The 21,509-nt window shown below is 37.5% G+C and carries 22 protein-coding genes and 1 riboswitch; of the genes, 6 read left to right on the top strand and 16 right to left on the bottom strand.

Features of this window, described 5'->3' with window-relative positions; all coding sequences use genetic code 11:
* Positions 1–210: 210 nt before the first annotated feature.
* Both CEQ83_RS02555 and CEQ83_RS26905 read right to left on the bottom strand, forming a co-directional pair.
* Entirely contained in the window at positions 211–600 is a 390-nt protein-coding gene (locus CEQ83_RS02555) for a tautomerase family protein (RefSeq protein WP_028414336.1), read from the bottom strand.
* Positions 601–767: 167 nt separating this feature from the next.
* A complete protein-coding gene (locus tag CEQ83_RS26905) occupies positions 768–926 on the bottom strand; it encodes a hypothetical protein (RefSeq protein WP_013081614.1) in 159 nt (52 codons plus the stop codon).
* A gap of 260 nt (positions 927–1,186) precedes the next feature.
* On the opposite strand from CEQ83_RS26905, the gene CEQ83_RS02550 reads away from it, so the two are divergent.
* Complete coding sequence (locus CEQ83_RS02550) at positions 1,187–2,140, top strand: TRM11 family SAM-dependent methyltransferase (protein ID WP_098112827.1); 954 nt, start codon at positions 1,187–1,189, stop codon at positions 2,138–2,140.
* Between the two features lie 37 nt (positions 2,141–2,177).
* On the opposite strand, the gene rluF is transcribed toward CEQ83_RS02550, so the two are convergent.
* Positions 2,178–2,894, bottom strand: a complete 717-nt coding sequence (gene rluF, locus CEQ83_RS02545) for a 23S rRNA pseudouridine(2604) synthase RluF (protein WP_014461744.1) — start codon at positions 2,892–2,894, stop codon at positions 2,178–2,180.
* A gap of 276 nt (positions 2,895–3,170) precedes the next feature.
* On the opposite strand from rluF, the gene CEQ83_RS02540 reads away from it, so the two are divergent.
* Positions 3,171–3,704: an MFS transporter gene (locus CEQ83_RS02540; RefSeq protein WP_224980786.1), complete on the top strand. Its 534-nt coding sequence runs from the start codon at positions 3,171–3,173 to the stop codon at positions 3,702–3,704.
* Positions 3,705–3,760: 56 nt separating this feature from the next.
* Here CEQ83_RS02540 and CEQ83_RS02535 read toward each other — a convergent pair whose 3' ends face one another.
* The 4 genes from CEQ83_RS02535 to CEQ83_RS02520 form a co-directional block, all read right to left on the bottom strand.
* On the bottom strand, positions 3,761–4,108 hold the full coding sequence (locus CEQ83_RS02535; protein WP_028414339.1) for a hypothetical protein: 348 nt from the start codon (positions 4,106–4,108) through the stop codon (positions 3,761–3,763).
* A 27-nt stretch (positions 4,109–4,135) separates the two neighbouring features.
* The gene (locus CEQ83_RS02530) at positions 4,136–4,381 is read right to left on the bottom strand and encodes a hypothetical protein (protein ID WP_028414340.1); all 246 of its coding nucleotides are present in this window, start codon (positions 4,379–4,381) and stop codon (positions 4,136–4,138) included.
* Between the two features lie 69 nt (positions 4,382–4,450).
* Complete coding sequence (locus CEQ83_RS02525; protein ID WP_028414341.1) at positions 4,451–4,900, bottom strand: hypothetical protein; 450 nt, start codon at positions 4,898–4,900, stop codon at positions 4,451–4,453.
* 435 nt (positions 4,901–5,335) lie between these two features.
* Positions 5,336–5,824, bottom strand: a complete 489-nt coding sequence (locus CEQ83_RS02520) for a QueT transporter family protein (protein WP_028414342.1) — start codon at positions 5,822–5,824, stop codon at positions 5,336–5,338.
* Between the two features lie 9 nt (positions 5,825–5,833).
* Positions 5,834–5,878: riboswitch (PreQ1 riboswitch) on the bottom strand.
* A gap of 195 nt (positions 5,879–6,073) precedes the next feature.
* Here CEQ83_RS02520 and CEQ83_RS02515 point away from each other — a divergent pair.
* From CEQ83_RS02515 to CEQ83_RS02505, 3 genes are all read left to right on the top strand, one after another.
* Positions 6,074–6,484, top strand: coding sequence for an Lrp/AsnC family transcriptional regulator (locus tag CEQ83_RS02515; protein ID WP_028414343.1), 411 nt, complete (start codon positions 6,074–6,076; stop codon positions 6,482–6,484).
* A gap of 383 nt (positions 6,485–6,867) precedes the next feature.
* The gene (locus CEQ83_RS02510; RefSeq protein WP_028414344.1) at positions 6,868–7,734 is read left to right on the top strand and encodes a YitT family protein; all 867 of its coding nucleotides are present in this window, start codon (positions 6,868–6,870) and stop codon (positions 7,732–7,734) included.
* Positions 7,735–8,083: 349 nt separating this feature from the next.
* Positions 8,084–8,302: a hypothetical protein gene (locus tag CEQ83_RS02505; protein ID WP_098112826.1), complete on the top strand. Its 219-nt coding sequence runs from the start codon at positions 8,084–8,086 to the stop codon at positions 8,300–8,302.
* Between the two features lie 244 nt (positions 8,303–8,546).
* Here CEQ83_RS02505 and CEQ83_RS02500 read toward each other — a convergent pair whose 3' ends face one another.
* From CEQ83_RS02500 to iolG, 7 genes are all read right to left on the bottom strand, one after another.
* Positions 8,547–9,335 carry a 5-deoxy-glucuronate isomerase gene (locus CEQ83_RS02500; RefSeq protein ID WP_098112825.1) on the bottom strand — a complete coding sequence of 263 codons (789 nt, stop codon included), beginning with the start codon at positions 9,333–9,335 and terminating at the stop codon, positions 8,547–8,549.
* A gap of 134 nt (positions 9,336–9,469) precedes the next feature.
* On the bottom strand, positions 9,470–10,495 hold the full coding sequence (locus CEQ83_RS02495; RefSeq protein ID WP_033580685.1) for a LacI family DNA-binding transcriptional regulator: 1,026 nt from the start codon (positions 10,493–10,495) through the stop codon (positions 9,470–9,472).
* 60 nt (positions 10,496–10,555) lie between these two features.
* Entirely contained in the window at positions 10,556–11,452 is an 897-nt protein-coding gene (iolE, locus tag CEQ83_RS02490; protein ID WP_098112824.1) for a myo-inosose-2 dehydratase, read from the bottom strand.
* 84 nt (positions 11,453–11,536) lie between these two features.
* On the bottom strand, positions 11,537–13,471 hold the full coding sequence (iolD, locus tag CEQ83_RS02485; protein ID WP_098112823.1) for a 3D-(3,5/4)-trihydroxycyclohexane-1,2-dione acylhydrolase (decyclizing): 1,935 nt from the start codon (positions 13,469–13,471) through the stop codon (positions 11,537–11,539).
* Positions 13,472–13,583: 112 nt separating this feature from the next.
* Positions 13,584–15,041, bottom strand: coding sequence for a CoA-acylating methylmalonate-semialdehyde dehydrogenase (locus CEQ83_RS02480; RefSeq protein ID WP_028414349.1), 1,458 nt, complete (start codon positions 15,039–15,041; stop codon positions 13,584–13,586).
* A 73-nt stretch (positions 15,042–15,114) separates the two neighbouring features.
* The gene (gene iolC, locus CEQ83_RS02475; protein ID WP_028414350.1) at positions 15,115–16,122 is read right to left on the bottom strand and encodes a 5-dehydro-2-deoxygluconokinase; all 1,008 of its coding nucleotides are present in this window, start codon (positions 16,120–16,122) and stop codon (positions 15,115–15,117) included.
* A gap of 79 nt (positions 16,123–16,201) precedes the next feature.
* Positions 16,202–17,224, bottom strand: a complete 1,023-nt coding sequence (gene iolG / locus CEQ83_RS02470) for an inositol 2-dehydrogenase (RefSeq protein WP_028414351.1) — start codon at positions 17,222–17,224, stop codon at positions 16,202–16,204.
* Positions 17,225–17,648: 424 nt separating this feature from the next.
* On the opposite strand from iolG, the gene CEQ83_RS02465 reads away from it, so the two are divergent.
* The gene (locus CEQ83_RS02465) at positions 17,649–18,929 is read left to right on the top strand and encodes an MFS transporter (RefSeq protein ID WP_033580688.1); all 1,281 of its coding nucleotides are present in this window, start codon (positions 17,649–17,651) and stop codon (positions 18,927–18,929) included.
* Positions 18,930–18,990: 61 nt separating this feature from the next.
* Here CEQ83_RS02465 and CEQ83_RS02460 read toward each other — a convergent pair whose 3' ends face one another.
* Both CEQ83_RS02460 and CEQ83_RS02455 read right to left on the bottom strand, forming a co-directional pair.
* The gene (locus CEQ83_RS02460; RefSeq protein ID WP_028414353.1) at positions 18,991–19,989 is read right to left on the bottom strand and encodes a LacI family DNA-binding transcriptional regulator; all 999 of its coding nucleotides are present in this window, start codon (positions 19,987–19,989) and stop codon (positions 18,991–18,993) included.
* A 137-nt stretch (positions 19,990–20,126) separates the two neighbouring features.
* Entirely contained in the window at positions 20,127–21,461 is a 1,335-nt protein-coding gene (locus CEQ83_RS02455) for a prolyl oligopeptidase family serine peptidase (protein ID WP_028414354.1), read from the bottom strand.
* Positions 21,462–21,509: the final 48 nt, after the last annotated feature.

Genomic DNA, 21,509 nt, shown 5'->3' with positions numbered 1-21,509 from the left:
TTTATGTAAAATTATTGTTGTTCCGAAGTTAGTACGCCGAACTCTTTTTTGGTTTTCCCACTCAAAACGGCATATAAGCTTATTGTATCATTCATTTGACAGATGTCTGTATTTAATTTTGAGTAAGATGTGACTAAGAGAATAATATTTTTATAGACAAAATGAGAAAAAGCCCTTAGAAATAAGGGCTTCTCTAGATAATAAACCATTTTATAATTTCCCAGTTAAGAATTGAGCTTCTCCCATACCAAAGCTCCAGTCAGCATTACCGTTTTCAACAATTGAAATCATAATGTCGCTTGGCTGAATTCCGCAGCTTTCTCCCAGCTCTTTTACAATTAATTTGTAAAGAGCTTGTTTTTGCTCTTCTGTTCGCTGTTTGCTCGTCACACTTATAATAACCAAATCCTTGCTTCTCTCAAAGCCAAGACCTGTATCTTCAATAATCATTTCATGAGCAGGATGCTGATGTACAATTTGATAACGATCGCGTTCTGGGACGCCAAAGGCTTCTAGCATCGCTCGATGAGTAGCGTCTAGTAATGTTTTTAACTCTTTTTCGTCTCTTCCTTCTATTACATCAAATCTAAGTAATGGCATACTAAGTAACCTCCAGCTTTTTGTCTAATGTATTATTGCTTTATCATATCACAACTATCATTTGTAAAAAAAAGATATGCTATTCACAATGTGCTCTCTAGTGAAAGAGACCTCAAACTCTTCAATAAAAGCTGAACCTAATAAAAAGAAATGAGCAGCATAACGGCTCATTTCATTAGTACAAAAATATTTATAATAAGAGCTAAAATACATACAGATACAATGGCAATGAGTACGTTCATCACAAGGTTTTGCGAGGATGTTTTAGCTTGTTTTTTCATATCAGCCCGACTCATCTGTTGCTTTTCATGATCACTTTTAGACATCACGTAGCCTCTCCTATTCATCAAAATGTCAGCAGTGTATAAATGATTTTTGAGAAACCTTGATCCAGTTCTTTTGTATAAACAGCAGCACATGCAGGTTACCATCAGTTATTTTAGCATGTTTTGTCAAATAAGTGGACTATGTAGCGCTTCAATTTAGTATTCACAGCCAAATATATTTAAATTCGTTGCTTTTCTCTTCTTTTCTCGCTATTGTTTGAGAAGAAGGATAATTAGATACGATAAAGGATGATACGATATTGAATAACCATACGCAGCTGCCTCAGTATATCTACACATACGCATGCAGCGAAGAGGAACTCTCACTATGTCAATTAGAGAGACGCTCTCTTTTTGAAATTGAAACTGAGAAACCTATCATAAAAAGCGCCGTTAAACTTGATCCAAGCAGAAGCCCTTTTATCAAAGAGCGATTAGATATTATGTATGAATCAGATGACCTTGCAGATATTTGCAAACAAGTAGAAGATATTGACCTTGGAAATCAAACATTTAAACTCATTTTTATGAAAATTAATGACTTGGAAAAAGATCAAAAAATAAGCTATAAAGGTCAGCGTGCGATTGAACGTGATGTGGGTTGGCATTTTGTAGCAGAAGCAGACTTGCATAACCCTGACCATTTGTTTGGAATTGTTCCATTTGAAGGACGCTGGTATTTTGGAAAATATCAAAAAAGCGAAGCTGTATGGCTGCATCATTTGAAGAAACCGCGTGAATACTCTACGGCACTCAGTACCCGCCTTGCAAGAGCTGTAGCTAACATTGCCGTTCCAAAGCCTGAAGGAATCAAAGCTATTGATCCATGCTGTGGTATTGGTACAGTCCTCGTAGAAGCTCTTTCAATGGGCATTGATATTGTAGGACGCGATATCAACCCACTTGTGACCGACGGATCTCGTGAAAATATTGCGCATTTCGGCTTAAAGGGTGATGTCAAAACCGGACCGATTTCGGATGTTACCACTCACTATGACGTAGCGATCATCGACATGCCTTACAATCTCTACACCCACGCGACGCCTGAAGATCAGCTTTCTATTTTAAAACACGCTCGCCGCTTTGCGGATAAAGTAGTCGTGATTACAGTAGACACGATTGACCATATGATTCATGAAGCTGGCTTTTCTATTTCAGATCGCTGCGTAGCGCGCAAAAGCGTATTTTCTAGACAAGTAGTTGTATGCGAATAAAAAAAGACACCAGTCTAACAGGCTGGTGTCTTTTGATTTACCACTCTTTAGGTTCATAGTCTAATTCTTTGAATAGCTGCGTACGCTCTTTTTTCGTTAAATCTCTCCATTGCCCAACAGGCAAGTTGTTTAAGTGAATATTCATAATACGCGTACGCTGAAGTCGGTATACTTCATATCCGAGCACTTCACACATACGGCGAATTTGACGATTTAAGCCCTGTGTTAAAATAATTTGAAACTCGTACTTAGACAGCTGTGTCACTTTACAAGGAAGCGTTTTTGTACCTAAAATTTTTACTCCCTCAGACATGTTTTTGATAAACTCGGGTGTAATCGGCTTATCTACTGCAACAATATATTCTTTTTCATGCTTGTTTTCTGCACGTAAAATTTCGTTAATAATATCGCCGTCATTTGTAAGTAAAATTAAGCCGTCTGAATCCTTATCTAGTCGTCCGACATGATGAATACGCAAAGGGTGATTGACTAAGTCAATGATGTTTCCCTTTACTTTTTTCTCACTCGTACTTGTAATGCCGACTGGTTTATTAAGTGCAATATATACATTATTTCGAGCAATCCGAAGCTGTTGGCCGCTTACTCGAATATCATCGCCAGGCTTAACTTGATCTCCGATTTTTGCAACCTTTCCATTAACGGTTACTCTTCCTTCACTAATTAACTTATCTGCCCCGCGTCTTGACGCTTTGCCAGATTCGCTAATAAATTTATTCAGTCTCAGGTGAATCACAACCTTACATTTAAAAATTTTAAAATTTGTCTCTTCTATTAGAAACCGATATGTGTCAATTTCTATACCGTCCCTATCGTAACATGCTATACGCTTCTCGTCTTCTTTTAATTTCATTACTTGACTATATTTTTTTAACAGAAATAAAAGGATAGCCTCAAAATACTTTGTAACCTTATTCTTAACATTTCAAGCAATGCTTACACCTGTCAAACCAACGTCAATCTTCACTCCTATACAAGACATAGACGTCTGGATTGACTGATCAGTATAGAGTTGCTACCATCAGGTTTTCTTATGCTTCCAGGAGGAGTAACGCTGGCTCTGACAGCTATGGTCGGAGGACATTTGTTCGATAAAATTGGATTTAAGCCGCTGCTTTTAACAAGTTTAATTCTTTTAACGTTTATTTTAAGTTTGTTCACTACCATTTCAAGCGAAACAACTACGATGACTGCAGCTATTTTATACGCTGCCTTTACAATTGGCGTAGGTTTAAGCATAGGGCCCGTGATGACGCTTGCTTTAAATCAAGTACCTAAACCTCTTCACGCTCACGGTTCAGGCATTTCAAATACGATTAACCAAGTTGCAGGCGCGATTGGACCAGCTTTGTATACAAGTATTATGACTATGGCTTCTCAGCACTTTATTCAACAATCAAATGAAGCGAATAAAACGCTGTTACAAATAAAAAGTATGACAAGCGGGGTCCATACCGTCTATTATGTAGCCATCGCTTTCGCTATCGTTTCGTTCCTGCTCACTCTTACGTTAAAGAAAAAAGACCAGCAGCTGGAGACGCAATAAATAAGAAACTAACGAGAGCTGCTCAAGTCATGAGCAGCTCTTGTTACATGCCGAATTTATATTACAAATGTAAAAGCAATCATAGATACTATGAAAGCAAGAATAATAATACCTCTCTTTTTTTCTGTTTTCCATGCTTCAATAGCGCCCGCGATACCACCAATGACTAAAATAAAAGTACCTATAATGTGCAGAGGCAGCAGCGATAATACTCTACCTAAACTCGCCATCACTCCCCCAATCAATATAAAGCCTGTTGTTATAATCGATTTTAATGATGTTAAGTCTCGTATAGCTTCTTGTTTTTCAGTCTTACTCAGTTTAAAGTACTCTATTATACTAAAAGCAGCGGGTGTTCCCCATAAAATAAAGAAGCTAACTAATCTATCCGTGTCTACATTCACTGTTTATTCACCACCGCTATTAGTTTCTTATACACTTTTCCTAACCCATTTTTTAGAGATAAAAAAAGCGGCTGTAGCTGCTACAGCGGGAATCATAAAAGCAAAGCTACCAGAATAACTGCCAAACGTTACTTTACTTGATAATCCTTCGATTGAGCTCCACATAGTCGAACTTTCTGGAACATATAAGAGCGTAAGAATCATTCCTGATAGCAGTTGAAAGCTACCCAAGAAAACGATGAAACTAATGATAAATAGTCCATATCTCTTCAATAAAATCTCTCCCTTGATTTATATACGATTTCACGCTTCATAAGTTCCATCATTTAACAAATCCATGTATTATTCTCGCTTCAAAGATCCTCCAAAAGAAAATTGATGGTAGTCATCGATCTTATTCCAATATCCTATGCACTTTACGTCAGGCTCATCAATAGCTAACGCTTCTTTATTAATTCCTTTATAAGGAAGAAATGCAGTCAACTTTACCTTTTGTTTTGGCTTAATATTTAACTTATTGCCTTCTGCTAACACCTTAAATTTATTTTCAGAATAACCGTTTTTTATTTTTAGTGGATACGATAAAAATACGTCGTTTTGTTTGATGGTCAAATCGCTCTTGTTTACGAATTCCAATTCATACGAAATCCCTTGCTTCATCTTTTGTTCTTTGATGACGTTAATATGGATTTTTTCTAGTTCTCTTAAAGGAACGTTGTCTTCTTCTTTTGAACACCCGGCAAATAAGATAGCTAACACTAATAAAACAAGAATTCCTAACTTTCTATTCAAAAAATAATCCCCTCTCTCGTAACAAAGATTATTTTACAATTATAACTCAAAAAAGTTATTTAATGGTAAAAATACACAATTAAAAAAGCAAACCTTGTCGGTCTGCTTTTTTAATTGCTACGCATAGGTAATGTGTTGTTGTGCGAAAAACTTTTCGATAAGGAGTTTGCCAACTATATGTATATCGTAACAAAAGAAAAAAGAACGCGCTGTGAGATTTGTCACGTCTTCTTTCAAAATAATCTAATTGAATACTCGCTATTGCGTTACGCAAAAAGAGCAGAACGCAATAGCGACCTGCTCTTTTCACATGCTAGATATGGGTAATTTGTCCATGCGTGAAAAGCTCTTCAATAATAAGGGGTTTATCACTACACTTATAGAATAACAAAGAAAAAAAGATGCGGCTGTGAGATTTATCACAGCCGCATCTTTTTATCCAACTAGCTTATTAAATTGTACACGTTTATTAATGGCCGCCATAATTGGTGCTCCAACAAGCATAACCACAAACTCACCAACAGCTGTTGTTAACCATGTAAAGAAAAATGGTAAATCAAATGCTAGGTGCAGTTCAAACGCAATAATAAACATCGTAAACGTAAACACAAGTGTATTAATAAGCATACGAGCCCACATATTTTTAATGTAGCGCATAGAAAAAATGGTAATGAGTAATGATAGTACAGATTGTCCTACCCCAAACACCAGATCATAAGCGACCATTGGTGAAAAAAACAAATTCGTCAGAAATACCCCTAGTACAATGCCGTACACGTACTTTTTATTAAATACAATCAAATGATTGAACATTTCTGATATACGAAATTGGATATTGGTGAAGCCAAACGGCTGAATTAACATGCTAACAGCAATATACATAGCTGCTAAAAGACCGTTGACGCAAAGTGTTCTTATATTCATCTTACTATTCTCTCCTTAGTTTTTTAACGTGGGATGGTTACGAACCACGTAAACACTCAAAGAATCATACAGCAAGCTTAAGCTTTCGTCAATCTAGCTGTTTGCAAACTACTGCTGCTTTCATGTCTTCCATATTGACTGCTCTTTTTTCTTACTTTTCTTTAGTATAAAATAGAAGACGTATCCGTATACATAGGTGACATAAAGTAGTTAACCCTTTTGATTTGAAATACGAAAGGATTTGTAGCGATGTTAGATAATACAGATAAGCGCATACTAGAAGAGCTATCAAAAAATGGACGTATGAAGATGAAAGAATTAGGAGAAAAAGTGCATTTAACCGGACAAGCCGCTTCTGCTAGAGTATTAAAGTTAGAAGATGAAGGCATTATCAAAGGCTATACAATTAACATTGATGAACGAAAACTTGGCTACACCGTCCATGCATTTTTAAATATCTATACGCAGAGCATTCATCACCACCCCTACCTTACATTTGTAGAAAGTCAGAAGAAGTACGTCATCAACAACTTTAAAATCAGCGGCGATGGCTGTTACTTACTAGAATGTAAATTTCATTCGAATGAAGAATTAAATGATTTTTTGACAGAGCTAAATCAGCATGTGAATTACAAACTTTCAATCGTCATTAACAAATAAATTTTTTTAAAAAATAAAGGTATATTAATTTATGAAAATGGTAATCCTAATAACGTATTCCCCCTATTCCAATAAATTTGAAAATCCTTTGCGCCGTCGCAAAGGATTCTTTTTTTATGTAGGAAACCGCCTTCTATTTTTTGAAAAGTTGAACATCTCTCATAGCGTTGACATAGCGGTCAGAGGTTTATATAATCGGTGACATCGAAGCATAGAAAAGCAGACTCAAGACATTATACACGTATCGTAATTCTTCGTCTTAGAAGTTGATCAGTTTTATAACTAGACAATTTCTAAGACGTTTTTTATTTTATCATTTGTGAAACACTACTAAAAACAAGATTCCACGTGAAAATATCCTAATGATCAGGGAGGTTTGCATATTGAAAACAATCTATAAAGACATCATTTTAATTATTGCCGGAGCGCTTTTAGTTGCTGCATCCATTGACTTTTTCGTCATTCCAAATAAATTAGGTGACGGAAGTACGGTTGGTATTGCTCTTGTTTTATATTATTTATTTCATATCCCTACAAGTATCAGCACATTTCTTGTGAACCTTGTATTCATTGCCTTAGCTTATAAATTTCTAACTAAAAAAACCATTCTCTATACGATTCTAGGAGCTGTCATGACGTCCGTTTTCTTAGGTCTGGTCAGCTATATTCCTTTTCACGTTCACGACATGATTTTAGGAATTGTATTCGGGGCTTTACTAATGGGAACAGGACTGGCACTCATTTTTATCGCGGATGGATCTACCGGCGGCACAACTCTTTTAGCTTATTTATTAAACTACACAAAAGGCTACAATATCTCGAAAAGCATGTTCTACATGGACAGCGTCATTATTTTAGCATCGGTTTTTGCTATTGGCGTCAACAATACCCTCTATACTTTTATATTCGTCTATCTTTGTGCTAAAATCGTCGATGTTGTTATCGAAGGTTTCCACAACAAAAAAGCAATGACGATTATGTCTGATCAGTACAAAGACATTGCGCAAGTTATCACCAGTGAATTTGGAAATGCAGCTACCATTTTTTATGGATATGGCTACTATGCCAACAAAGATAAACGCATTATCTACGTTGTTATTAAAAAGAACGAGTTATTAAAAATTAAAAAGAAAATCCAGCAAATTGACCCGAATTCTTTTATTGTCATCCACGAAGTAAAAGAAGTTGTCGGCGGAAAATTTGGATTTATCGGCAATTCGCCTCATGAAACAAAAGCCGCTGCTAAATAAAAAAATCCACCTCTTGGTGGATTTTTTTATGAAAAAACCGTTAAGAAAAACGAAAAGATCCCTGCTAAAAAGTAAACTGACCCTAACGCAATTGCTCCTGTAACGACCGTAAATACACTTAATCCGATAGCCACCTTCATTTTCATCCACATCCCTTTTTAGATTAGTAGTATAAGTATGTCCAAGAATAGAAGATTTATAACTATGCCACCCTATTTATTTCATATATCGATGCAACAATTGTCTATTCAACGTGTTCTAAAACCACCCCTGACGACATAACGTATAGGAAGGATTTCATATACACATCTTTGTATCACACATATCATATGAAATTAGGTGAGATAAAATGGTGGCTGTCCACTTTTTTGAAAACAGAAAGCTTCTATTAAGCCAGCTGAGGGAAAACATTCCTTCTACGGGTGATGATTTAAATATTAAGGGACGAAAAGGAACCGTCGTGCTTGTGAATGACATCGATGAAAAAAATGTTCACGTGGAAGTTGCTTTAGAAAAAGTAGTGAAAAAGAACTTAGCGTTAGATAATGCTAAAAAGAAAAGGAGATAAGCGGCTACGCTTATCTCCTTTTTTTTGATTGACATACGATCTCTTGCTTCTGTTTAGAAAAAAAAGAGACTCCTAAAAAAGGAATCTGCCAAAAAGAGCGATATCATCGCCTGAATATTAATACAAGCTATACTTTAACATATAAAAACATATTTTACAAAAATAAACTATTATTTTACGCATAATTATTTTTTTATTCGAGGCTTTTCAACATTTGAAACCCATTTCGTATAAAGAGTTTTATTTATTTTTCAGGCCAAATTTTTGCATCCGGCTCTAATAACCACTTATGCTCTTCTTCCATAATACGGTCTGTCCATGGATTATTGTCAAGATGGCGAATCATCCAGCAGAAGTACATCGCATAGCCGGGAGCCGTTGCTTGAGGATGATCTAATTCACCTGGAATTGTAATAAAACTATTATCAACTACACGGTATGCATCTTCTCCAACCATTGCACAGCCAAATCCTTGCGGCTTGTCAAAACGATAGTAATATACTTCAGGCTGGTCATGATGATGAGGCGGATAGCTCGACCATCTTCCTGGATAAGAAATAACTTCTCCAATAACAAGGTTAGAATAAGGAGCGTTATTATAATCAAAGATTGTCCGAATGACACGCTGAGCGGTACCTTCCCATACTCCTTCACCAGCTACTGTATTTTGACAGTCTTCAGGCGTATATAATTTTGATGAAAATTCTTTTTCATTATCCGTTTTTTGAACTAGTACTTCACTATTGGCAAGCGCGGTAATTTTAACCTCCACATTTTTCGAAACGTGCAAACACCAAGGCTCTTCTTCAAAAAGAGACTCACGCTGAATTTCTCTCGAATGTCCTTCCCACTCTAGCTTTACCTTTCCTTCTAGTAAAAGAATAGCCGTTTCATTGCTGCTGTCTAGTAAAGTTTCCTCTTTTCCTTGAGACATATTATAAATCCCAATATCCATCAGCATATCTTTGTGCTGACCGGCCATTTCTGTAAGTACGTTGTATCCTTTATTTAATTCACCTAATTTACCTAGCATGTTTAACTTCCTCCTTTATGTAGTAGCACAATCAGAATTTACTAATCACTCATTTTTTCTTCATAGACTTTATACATTCTTTTGAATATGTGACTGTGAAGAGTTTTTATTAACAGCAATACTCTTGATTGTATTCAATTATTTGCAGATGCTGTGGCGTTTCTTCGTAACGGAGCCGTCGATTTCCGGACAATCAATTTCGGCTCAAGAAGTAAATGTTCTTTATGCATCGTTGAGTATTCCATTTCTCTAACCAGCAAATCCACTACGTTTACAGCCATTTCTTTTGTCGGTTGTGCTACCGTCGTCAACATGGGCGTGATGGTAGTAGAAAGGACGGTATTATCAAAGCCAATCACTGATAAGTCATTCGGCACATCAATGTTGAATTCTTTTGCCGCTTGTATGACGCCAATAGCCAGTAAATCGTTACAAGCAAAAATAGCCGTCACTTTCTCCTTCATTAAAAAAATTTGCTTAGCACTTTCATATCCTTTTTGAATACTTGCTTCGGTCGTAATAACGTGCTGAGGTAACACAGTGATTCCATTTTCTTGCATGGCATCTCGAAAAGCATCTAAACGGGCGTGATTACTTTTTGCATTTTCTGTAATAATCGCAATTTTTTTATGATGCAAAGATAGCAAATAATCAGTCGCCAAATAGCTTCCCTTATAGTCATCCACTGTCACTGTATTAACAGATATGTGAGGGATTTCTGAAGCAATAACGCTAATGGGTATATCTTGCTTCAGCATATTTTTTAAAAGATTAGCATTGCGAAAAGCAGATGCTACAATTAAACCGTCGATTCTCTGACGAATTAACAGCGATAGATATTTTTTCTCTTTTTCCGCATCGTTATCGGTATTACACATTACAACATGGAAACCTCGCTCATGACTTCGGTCTTCTATGCTTCTTGCCAAATCGGCAAAAAAAGGGTTGGAGATGTCGGGTACGAGAAGCCCAATCGTTTTAGTAGGCTTTCCTGTTAAAGCAGATGCTACGACGCTTGGATGGTAATTCAACTGCCCCATAACCTCAATTACTTTTTGTCTTGTTCTTTCACTAATGTGACCGGTTTGATTGATAACTTTTGATACGGTGGAAATTGATACACCTGCTTCTTCAGCCACACTATAGATGGTTGGCTTCATTTCATCTCCTCCTTTCCTTTCATAAACATATAAAAGGCGTAAAACCTTTTACAATAGAAATTAAAGACCGCTTTTTTCTTTAATAAAGTTTCTTGCTTTTAACGCATATTCAAAAGGATTAGCAAGCGCTGGATCCTGTTCTGCTTCTACGACAAACCAGCCGTTATAATCAGAAGCGGCAAGCGTAGTAAATACTTCATCAAATTCAATAACTCCGTCGCCTGGAACAGTAAAGGCTCCTTCTTTTACCGCTTGCAAGAAGCTCAGGTCTTGTTGTTTGACTCGATCAACTACTTCTTGGCGAATATCTTTTAAATGAACATGTTTAATACGATGAAGATATTTTTTTAAGATATAAAGAGGTTCTTCGCCTGAAAAAACAAGATGACCGGTATCAAATAGGAGCGAAACAAGCTCTGGATTGGTAAGCTCCATTAGCTGCTCAATTTCTTCTGTTGTTTGGACGCCTGTTCCCATGTGATGATGATAGACAATATGCATATCTTTCTCTCTTGCTAGTTTCCCAAGATAGTGCAGGCCTTCTATAAGGCTGCTCCACTCTGTTGGCGTGAACACGGGCTTGTCTTTGAATAAAGGTACATCCATCATCCCTTGAATGCTGTGTCCTTGTTCAGATACAACAATTACTTTTGCTCCCATTTCGTATAAAAAATCGCGATGTTCAATAAATGGCGTCACCGTTTCTTCCAGCGGCTTTGTCGTTAAAAATGTACTAAACCATGCGCTTGCAATTTCTAAATTCCGAAGTGATAATGCCTTCCTTAAGATCGAAACATTTCGCGGATATTTGTTTCCTACCTCACTTCCTTTAAAACCGGTTAAAGCCATCTCACTGATACACTGTTCAAATGTATTTTCAGCTCCTAGTTCAGGCATGTCATCATTTGTCCAAGCGATTGGAGCAATCCCCAGTTTGACCGTGTTTTCCTTGAACATGTCTTCCTCTCCCCTATATCAAATTGAAAACGCTATTATATTCACCGAATGTTTCCCCTCAACATCGGCCATTTCTCTTGCTTGTTAATAACCTCTGGCCATTTCAAGATTTTTCACTTTATCCTTATAGGCTTCTTGTACATGGTGATTTTCAGATACCTCTGCTACTCCTACATGCCACCACGATTCATAACCGTTTGTCATAGTTTTGGGTAGCACTTTAATATCAATTAATGTAGAAGTCTCTTGTTTTTGTGAATCTTCCATTGCCGTTTTTAGTTCTTCAAGAGAGCTTACACGATATGTTTTTACACCGTAGCCTGCGGCGCTGGCTGCAAAATCAATTTTCATCACGTTTCCGTTTAATTTTCCTGTTTCATCGTTGCGATAGCGAAACTCTGTTCCAAAACTCCCCATTCCATTTGACATTTGAAGATTATTAATACATCCAAATCCTGAGTTATCAAACAGTAAAATATTTATCTTTTTTCTTTCTTGAAGGCTTGTAATGAGCTCTGAATGCAGCATTTGATAGCTTCCATCTCCAACCATCGCATACACTTCTTTAGCTGGTTCAGCCAGCTTAACTCCAAGTGCACCTGATACTTCATATCCCATACATGAATATCCATATTCCATATGATAGGTATTGGGTTTATTAGACTTCCACATTCTCTGTAAGTCACCTGGAAGACTTCCAGCTGCACCAACAATGACGGAGTTGTCATCAAGGAGCTTATTCACCTCTCCAATTACTTCTGTTTGCGTTAATTGAGTACCAAGTGATTCTGCATATTCAGCTAAGCTTTCATCTAAATGACCTTTTATTTCTGGAATAAAATCTGCCCCTGTAAAACGTATGCTATGTAGACGCTCTAATTCTGCTTCCCATGCGTCTTTTGCACTTGCAATTTCTGTCGTGTAACCAGACTGATAGCCAATTGACATGAGCTCTTTCCTAAGAGCAAACAACCCTTCTTTTGCATCAGCTACAAGCTTCACGGCATCCAGTTTATTTGCATGAAATTCAGACGTGTTAATAGTAAGAAATTGCACGTCGGGATGTTGAAAAAGCTGTTTAGATGCTGTTGTAAAATCAGTAAATCGAGTGCCTACTCCAATTACTAAATCCGCATCTTTAGCGATTGTATTAGCAGCTGAGTTTCCTGTTACACCTATTCCGCCAAGATTATAGCGATAGTCGCTTTCAACGGCACTTTTCCCAGCTTGAGTTTCTCCAAATGGAATATGGAACTCACTAGCAAATTGTTTTAACTCTTTTGCAGCTTCTGAATACCGAACGCCTCCTCCGCAAATGATGATTGGCTTTTTCTTTGTTTTTATTGCTTGAATTGCATCTGCTAGACTGTCCCTAGTCGGAAGGCGACGCTCAATGCGGTGAACGCGCTTTTGGAAGAAATAAGCTGGAAAGTCCCATGCTTCTCCCTGCACATCTTGAGGCAAACAAATAGTTACAGCTCCCGTATCTGCAGGATTCGTTAACACACGTATCGCATTAATCATAGCTGTCATCAATTGTTCAGGGCGGCTTACGCGATCCCAGTACTTACTCACTGGACGGAAAGCATCGTTTGTAGAAATAGATAAATCATATGACTGTTCAATTTGCTGCAAAACAGGATCAGGCTGTCTAGTTGCAAATACATCGCCGGGAAGCAACAAAACTGGAATGTTATTAGCTGAAGCTGTTGCTGCCGTTGTAACCATATTTGCCGAACCTGGTCCTACTGAAGATGTGCAAGCCATAATCTGCTTTCGATGTTTTTGTTTTGCAAAAGCCATCGCTGCATTGGCCATTCCTTGTTCATTACGTCCTTGATATACATCTAGATTTCCTGGGTCTTCTTCCAAAGCTTGCCCAAGACCTACTACATTTCCGTGCCCGAAAATTGTAAAAATCCCTTTAATAAACTGATGCTGCTTTCCATCAAATTCAACATACTGCTGATTTAAAAACTTCACTAATGCTTGTGCCGTCGTCATTCTAACTGTTTCCATGCTTCTTTCTCCCTTCTAATACTAGATTGCGATTTTAAAAAAGGAAGCATAAGGAATATCTTTAATTCCTGATACCTCCTTTTAAAATGGAATGCGATTTTTAATGAATCACTTACCAGCGCGTTGTTACCATTTTCTTTCTTGTATAAAACTCCACGCCGTCCGTACCATTTGCATGAAGATCACCGTAAAAAGAATCTTTCCAGCCAGAGAATGGGAAGAATGCCATAGGTGCCGGTACCCCTACATTTACTCCTAACATACCAGATTCAATATTTTCACGGAACTCACGTACGCTTGCGCCGCTATCTGTATAAATACAAGCACCGTTTGCAAATCGAGAGTTATTAGCTACTTCAATAGCTTCTTCTAATGTTTTCACACGTACAATAGACAGCACAGGTGCAAAAATTTCATCTTGCCAAATTTTCATTTCTTGCGTAACATGATCAAAAATCGTTGGTCCGACAAAGTAGCCCTTGCCATTTACTGCTGCATCTGTGCGACCGTCACGAATAAGCTCCGCTCCTTCTTGCACGCCTGATTCAATATAGCTGAGCGTACGCTCTTTATGATTTTCACGAATGACTGGTCCTAAGAAGACGTTTTCTTCTAAGCCGTCCCCAATTACAATATCATTTGCTTCCTCTACTAATCTTTCAATTAGCTGATCCGCAATTTCTTCTTGTACAGTAACAACAGATGCTGCCATACAGCGTTCACCTGCTGAACCAAAAGCGGCTCCGATAATTTGTTTTGTTGCTACGTTCAAATCTGCATCATTTAATACAATTGAATGGTTTTTAGCACCGGCTAAAGCTTGAACACGCTTTAAGTTTTCCGTACCTTTTTTGTACACGTACTCAGCTACAGGCTGGGAACCTACAAACGAAATAGCTTTCACTAATTTATGTTCAAGAAGACCGTTTACCACATCATGCGCGCCGTTTACAATATTTAATACACCTTTTGGCAAACCAGCTTCTTCAAACAGCTCAGCTAATCTTGCAGCTAACAGCGGCGTACGCTCAGAAGGCTTTAACACAAATGTATTGCCGCAAGCGATCGCAAGCGGGAACATCCAGCAAGGAACCATCATTGGAAAATTGAACGGTGTAATTCCTCCAATGACGCCAATTGGATAGCGGTACATGCCAGACTCAATATCTGTTGCAATATCAGGAAGCTGTTTCCCCATCATTAACGTAGGAGCTCCTGCCGCGAATTCTACGCATTCAATTCCACGCTGCACTTCACCTCGCGCTTCGTTAAAGCTTTTTCCGTTTTCAACTGTCACTAACTTTGCTAATTCATCCCAGTTATCTACTAATAGCTGCTGATACTTGAATAAAATTCGTGCACGTTTAGGCACAGCTGTTTTTGCCCACCCTTTGAACGCTTCATTTGCTGCTTGCACCGCTTGATCTACGTCTTCTTTTGTAGAAAGAGGTACCTGTGCGATTAATTCACCTGTTGCTGGGTTATACACAGGTTCCGTTTTTGATGCAGCTGATTCAATCCATTGTCCACCAATATAGTTTTTTACTGTTTTTACTGCTGTTTGCGTCATAGAATATCTCTCCCTTTATCTCATTTTAATAAGCTTCTATTCCTTTAATCTCTCAAGATTTTCCCTTTGTTTATTAGGCTTCCTGCAAAACTTCAGTTGCTGTCTCCATAAAGTTGAAGAGCTCAACGCTTGTCGGCATAGCATCTGAACAGCTGTGTCTTGAAATGACAATCGAAGCGGAGGCCCCCCCCAATCGCATTGCCTGTGGAATTTCCAGTCCTTGCATCAATCCATAAATAAAGGCTGAAGCATAGGAATCACCAGCACCAAACGTTTTCAGAACTTTTGTTTTAAATATTCCTCCACGGTGAGACTTACCATCTCTTGTATAGGCAATAGATCCTTCTCCACCATGCTTAATCACGACGATTTGAGCATGGTGAGAAAACCAGCGCTCTGCTGTTACTTGATCATTAGATTCTTTATAATTTAAAAGTTTTTCCATCATGTCAAACTCTTCTCGCGTACCAATAATCACATCTGATTTTTCAGCAGCTAAATTAAAATAGACTGCCGTTTCAGCTTCCGATTCCCATGTATATGGACGATAGTCAATATCAAAAAACACTACAACTTCATGCTTGCGTGCGTATTCTAATGCTAGAAATACAGCTTCACGAGAAGGACTTTGTGCAAGAGCAGTTCCAGATATTAAAAGAGCCTTTGACTTCTTAATATATTCTTCTGATACTTCTGTAGGATCTAGTTTTAAATCCGCTACGTTATCTCGATACATTAAGATGCTGCAATCTGTAGGGCTCTTGATTTCCGTAAAAGCAAGCCCCGTTACAGCCCCTGTTTTATCGACAGCAATACTATCTGTATTAATCTTATTTTTTTGAAGATACCCAGTAATGAAGCGGCCCATTTGATCATCTGATACTTTTCCGATAAAACCGGTTTTTAAGCCTAGCCTTGCTGCTCCAATCGCAATATTAGCTGGAGAGCCTCCTACATATTTAGTGAATGTTTTAGTCTCTTCCATTGGACGCTGTGTTTCATTTGCATTTAAATCAATACATAAGCGACCGATAGCGATAAAATCTAACTCACGATTTTCTTTAAAAACAAGCGGATTCATCTTTACTCCTCCTTAGTTAAGCGCTTTCCTAAAAAGGCGAAAAGAGCAAGATATTCTCTTTCAGCCCACATTTCTATCATTAATTCACTGCGTATTTTTTATGTTCAATCTTCACTGGCTGCCCTGATAGTAAAGATTTTTTTGCTGCTTTAGCAATTCGTTCTGCCTGTAATCCATCGTTACCTGTACAAATTACGCTTTGATTTTCCATAATTGCTCTTGCAAACTGTGTTACTTCATCTATATATGCTTGTGTATAGCGTTCAAGGAAGAAATATAGCGGCTTCTCTTTCACTACACTTTCGCCTGTTGATATTTCTACTGTAGTTGGACGGCAATTATCAGCAGTAGCGGAACCTTTTTCACCAAAAACTTCAAGGCGCTGGTCGTAACCGTAGACAGCTTGACGACTGTTATCAATCACGCCTAAAGCTCCGTTTGCAAATTTTAATGACACAATTGCCGTATCTATATCCCCTGCTTCTTCAATAGCAGGATCGATGAGCGTCGTCCCGTAAGCCGATACTTCAATTACTTCACTGTCCATTACATAACGAGCCATATCAAAATCATGAATCATCATATCCATGAACAATCCTCCTGAAGCGCGGACGTATTCTGGACTCGGAGGCTGAGGATCTCTGGAGGTGATTTTTAAAATGTGCGGCTGTCCTACTTCTCCTTGCTGTACAAGATCATGCACTTTTTTAAAGTTGGGATCAAATCGTCGGTTAAAGCCAACTTGAAGCTGTACGCCGTGTTCTTTTACTACTTCTAACGCTTGGATTGTTTCTTCTACTGAAAAACTAACGGGCTTTTCACAGAAAATATGCTTTTTCGCTCGAGCAGCTTCTTCAATAATCGATGCGTGCGTATTCGTTGGCGAACAAATGAAAACGGCATCAATTTCTGAATCTGCTAATAAATCTTGATAATTTGTTGTTAACGTTGAAATTCCTTTACTTGCAGCCCACTCGTGCAAATGATCTACCACTACGTCTGAAACCGCTTTAATTTTTATTTGCGGCATTAATTTTAAATTATCAACATGTAATTTACCTATTCGTCCAGCACCAATTATTCCAATTGTAAGAATCCCCATCTTATTTTCCCCTTTAATTAAAAGTTAAGAAAACATTCGCTCAAACCTATTTTTAGGTTAAGCGCTTTCCTATTTCCAATTATACATACTGTTTTTTGAAATGCAACGTTTTTTATAGATTATTTAGAATATTTGTTTTTTATTCATCTGATTGTACAGTATGAAAAACCTTATTTTTATCTATTTATGCTTAAAATTAAGGGAATTCTCTATATTTAAGTATTCTTATAATAAGGGCAAGTTATTATAATCTTATCTACTATTATTTCCACTGTCGAAATCATTTAATTGAAAATTAGATATATTTAAAATTTTAATTGACGTTTAAAAAATGTAAGCGTATACTTTTTATCAAATAGATTAAGCGCTTAACCAAATTAGTTTGATGTTTTCAACAAAATAATCGATCTGGTGGTGTGGAAAAATGAATGAATTTATTTCCAGAAAAACAGCTCTTGACAGGATTGGGATCCCTTCTCATTTAACGTGGGGATACATAGGTATTATTGTTTTTATGATTGGCGATGGCTTAGAACAAGGATGGTTATCTCCTTATCTTGTAGAAAGAGGTTTAACCATTGAACATGCTGCTTTACTTTTTACCGTTTACGGTATTACGGTCTCTATTTCTTCCTGGTTCTCCGGCGTACTGGTTCAGCTGTGGGGTCCTAGAAAAGCAATGGCATTCGGCTTGATATCCTTTATTATTGGTTCAATTGGATTTATAGGTATAGGACTTCATATTATGAATTACACAATTATATTAATTTGTTATGCTCTTAGAGGATTTGGCTACCCTTTATTTGCTTACTCATTCTTGGTCTGGGTGTCTTACCGCACGCCCCAGGAAATGCTTTCAAAAGCAGTAGGCTGGTTTTGGTTTGTCTTCCAGCTTGGTTTAAGCGTAATCGGAGCTTTTTATTCCAGTTACATGGTTCCTAAAATCGGCGAAATTGCTACCTTGTGGAGTGGTTTACTTTTTGTTTTGATCGGCGGAATCTTTTCAATTATCATGAATAAAGACAGATTTACCGTTCAAAAAGTAAGCGATAACAAAACAAAAGAATTAATGAAAGGGATTACAATTGCATTTGAGAACCCTAAAGTAGGAATCGGTGGAGTTGTAAAGATTATTAACTCCGCTGCTCAATTTGGATTTGTTGTCTTCTTGCCAACCTATATGATGAAACACGATTTCACAATGAGCGAATGGCTTCAAATCTGGGGCACTCTGTTTTTTGTGAATATGGCTTTTAATATTATTTTTGGTATTGTTGGAGATAAATTTGGCTGGGTAAATACAATCAAATGGTTTGGTGGAGTAGGATGCGGAATTGTAACACTCGCTCTTTACTATGTACCTCAATTCGTAGGACATAATTATTGGGTAATGATGATTGTCGCATGCTGTTACGGTGCAACACTAGCAGGATATGTCCCTCTTACAGCGTTAGTGCCTTCCTTAGCTCCGGAGAATAAAGGAGCTGCGATGTCCGTATTGAATTTAGGATCTGGACTTTCTGCTTTTGTAGGCCCTTTAATTGTAACTATTTTCATAGGTCTTTTAGGCACGGGCGGCGTAATCTGGATCTTTGCTTGCCTATATTTCTTTGGAGCTTTTTTAACGGGTTTCCTTACAATTCCAACAGAAACAACAGTCAAAGGCGAAACAATAAACGAAGTCAAAAATCCGGTCTCTCTATAAATATTATTAAGTAAAAAAGCTGCATGTGCCTGGGCACATGCAGCTTTTTCTTTTCTCTGTTTTATAGCTTTTTTACCGACGCACGTTCTACTAGTTCTGGAATAATTGTTATTCGCTGCTTTGCATGCTCTTCTTTTTTCATAGACTTTAACAGCTGTTCGAACGTACTAGTTGCCATCTGCGAAATAGGTTGTTCAATCGTTGTCAAACCAGGCTCAGCAATATCGGCATAAATTGTATTATCAAATCCAATTACCGACAGATCTCCTGGAATTGAAAGCCCCTGCTTTCTTGCCTCATTTATGAGGGATATTCCAATTAAGTCCGTACATGCAAAGACTGCTGTCGGCCTATTAGGCAAAGAAAGCAGCTGTTTACTTGCTCTTCTGCTATCTTCTACTGTTGAATAACAGCTGATAATGGACTGATTTTCTAGTGATAAATTTGCCTCTGTGAGCGCTTGTTTAAATCCTGCTAATCGCCCCTCACTGCTTTTTCTATCTTTTTCAGTGATAATCGTTACCGATTGATGACCTTTTTCTATTAAATACGTACCTGCGATATATCCTCCGCGAACGTTATCAATTGTCACTACATGCGTTGAGATAGAAGGATGATCAACTGAAAACAATACAAGTGGTACATCATGCTTCACAATCTTCTTTACGAGCTTCGTATCATTTAGTTCGGTTGCGATAATAATTCCATCTACTTGCTTTTTGAATAAAAGATCTATGTATTCATGCTCACGTTCTGTTTGATGATCCGTACTGCATAAAAAAAGCGTGTATCCCGCTGCTCTGGCACTATTCTCAAAAGCTCTTGCTACCTCTGCGAAAAAAGGATTAGAGATGTCAGGAACTAGCACGCCAATTGTGTATGTCTTTTTCCCAGTTAACGCAGCTGCAACACTGCTAGGCTGATAATCTAATTCCATCATTACTTCATTTACTTTTTTTATCGTTTTTTCACTAATACGGCCTGTCTGATTGATTACTTTGGATACAGTGGCTATCGATACCCCTGCTTTTTTCGCAACATCGTAAATGGTTGGTTTCACTTTCACTGTTCCTTTCTTCGTGATCTCTTTCCTTATTTTATCACGAAAGTATTCAATCGTTTATTTTAGATATATGCTTTAGCTTTAAAAGAGACATAAAAAAGCTGCTCTACTTGAAACAGCTTTTTTATAAATGATTAATTGTTGTTCAACGATTGCTTGCTCATCCATTCCATTATGGTTGTTGTAGCTCCATTTATTTTAGCGTTGGGTTCATTATTATACAGATATATCCAAGATGAATGCCCGTTATACTGATAGGGCGAACCATCATTATTTTTGTATAAACCCGTGGTGTCATGCACATCTTCAAATAGTGATAAATAAGCATTATTTGCATGGCTTTTCACCAAACGTTCATAAGTTGGAAGAGTGTTAATCGTTGGTGGAAGAACCGTATCATTTTTAGCGGCTACGAACCAAATAGGCGTTTCTTTCATCTTTTCAAGATCTTGATCCGTAATTAATCTATCATTTAGTCCTTCACATACTGGAAATGCTGCTGCAAAATAGTTTGGATAATCACGAATCATAAGCATAGTCATATATCCGCCGTTAGATGCTCCTCCGATATAGATTCTATTGGGATCAATATCAGGATTTTTAGCAACATATTCTTGAATTAGTGCCATCAGTGATTCTTTATAAATCGAAGTTCCATCCGCTTCACCTGTATAACCATCCATCCATTTCGTTGGCGCTTGAGGTACTAAAACGTAGGCGCCTTTAAAATAAGCCTGAGTGTCATTTGTGACAAAGCTAACAGCTTTATTGGCAGATAAGGGAATTGTTGCATCTGTTCCTCCCTCTCCTCCTCCATGCAGCCAAATAATTAACGGATTCTTTTTCTTATCTTTTTTCGGCGCGTAACTTGCGTATGCCAATTCCATATTATGATATATACCTTTTTGAATGGTAAAATCATCTACGAGCTCTCTTTTCTCTCCCTTAAACTGTTTCACTACAAGCCCTGACAACTTTCCTTTTTTTGTTACGATATCTTTTTGCTGGGTAATGGTATATTGACTGTCTATCCATGCATTTAACCCTGTACCATATTCATCATAATTTAGTGGTGCTCCTAATGAAACAGCTGGTCCAACTTCCATTTCTAAAACTGCATATTTTCCAGTATGTACGGCTGGTTGTCCATCTTTATCGGATACATAGGCTTTTTTTATTGTACGATCTCCTTGTTCCAATAAAGACGGTTTTAATCGACTATCACTTCGAGCCACATGCACCTTAAACGTTTCTTTTGTAAGTGAATTGGTTGGAACAGGTTCACCTAAGTCAATAATAATTTTTGTGATCACCGCTCCCCAGTCATATATCTCTGTCACTGTACGATAAGATGTAGCTTTTTCGTGCGCCTGCTTCGCAAGCGCTTCTTTCTCATAAGAGAGTACAATGCCAATTGCTAGACTCCATGTAACAGCCAATAGTACATATTTTTTTAATGTTTGATACATGATGGACTCCTCCTTTTAAATTAGAATAGGAATATTAAAATTCTCTTT

It is taken from the genome of Priestia megaterium (assembly GCF_009497655.1).
In the GTDB taxonomy this organism is placed as follows: Bacteria; Bacillota; Bacilli; order Bacillales; family Bacillaceae_H; genus Priestia; species Priestia zanthoxyli.
Note: the sequence above shows the minus strand (reverse complement) of the source record. Positions and strands in the feature narration are given on the sequence as shown.

Excerpts from the sequence above, each read along its gene's own strand:
- CEQ83_RS26905 (WP_013081614.1), bottom strand. The coding sequence starts at position 926 with ATGTCTAAAAGTGATCATGAAAAGCAACAGATGAGTCGGGCTGATATG.
- iolG (WP_028414351.1), bottom strand. The coding sequence starts at position 17,224 with ATGGGGATTCTTACAATTGGAATAATTGGTGCTGGACGAATAGGTAAA.
- CEQ83_RS02480 (WP_028414349.1), bottom strand. The coding sequence starts at position 15,041 with ATGACGCAAACAGCAGTAAAAACAGTAAAAAACTATATTGGTGGACAA.
- CEQ83_RS02515 (WP_028414343.1), top strand. The coding sequence starts at position 6,074 with ATGTTAGATAATACAGATAAGCGCATACTAGAAGAGCTATCAAAAAAT.
- CEQ83_RS02500 (WP_098112825.1), bottom strand. The coding sequence starts at position 9,335 with ATGCTAGGTAAATTAGGTGAATTAAATAAAGGATACAACGTACTTACA.
- CEQ83_RS02455 (WP_028414354.1), bottom strand. The coding sequence starts at position 21,461 with ATGTATCAAACATTAAAAAAATATGTACTATTGGCTGTTACATGGAGT.
- iolE (WP_098112824.1), bottom strand. The coding sequence starts at position 11,452 with ATGTTCAAGGAAAACACGGTCAAACTGGGGATTGCTCCAATCGCTTGG.
- CEQ83_RS02495 (WP_033580685.1), bottom strand. The coding sequence starts at position 10,495 with ATGAAGCCAACCATCTATAGTGTGGCTGAAGAAGCAGGTGTATCAATT.
- iolC (WP_028414350.1), bottom strand. The coding sequence starts at position 16,122 with ATGAATCCGCTTGTTTTTAAAGAAAATCGTGAGTTAGATTTTATCGCT.
- CEQ83_RS02555 (WP_028414336.1), bottom strand. The coding sequence starts at position 600 with ATGCCATTACTTAGATTTGATGTAATAGAAGGAAGAGACGAAAAAGAG.
- CEQ83_RS02520 (WP_028414342.1), bottom strand. The coding sequence starts at position 5,824 with ATGAATATAAGAACACTTTGCGTCAACGGTCTTTTAGCAGCTATGTAT.
- CEQ83_RS02505 (WP_098112826.1), top strand. The coding sequence starts at position 8,084 with ATGGTGGCTGTCCACTTTTTTGAAAACAGAAAGCTTCTATTAAGCCAG.
- iolD (WP_098112823.1), bottom strand. The coding sequence starts at position 13,471 with ATGGAAACAGTTAGAATGACGACGGCACAAGCATTAGTGAAGTTTTTA.
- CEQ83_RS02465 (WP_033580688.1), top strand. The coding sequence starts at position 17,649 with ATGAATGAATTTATTTCCAGAAAAACAGCTCTTGACAGGATTGGGATC.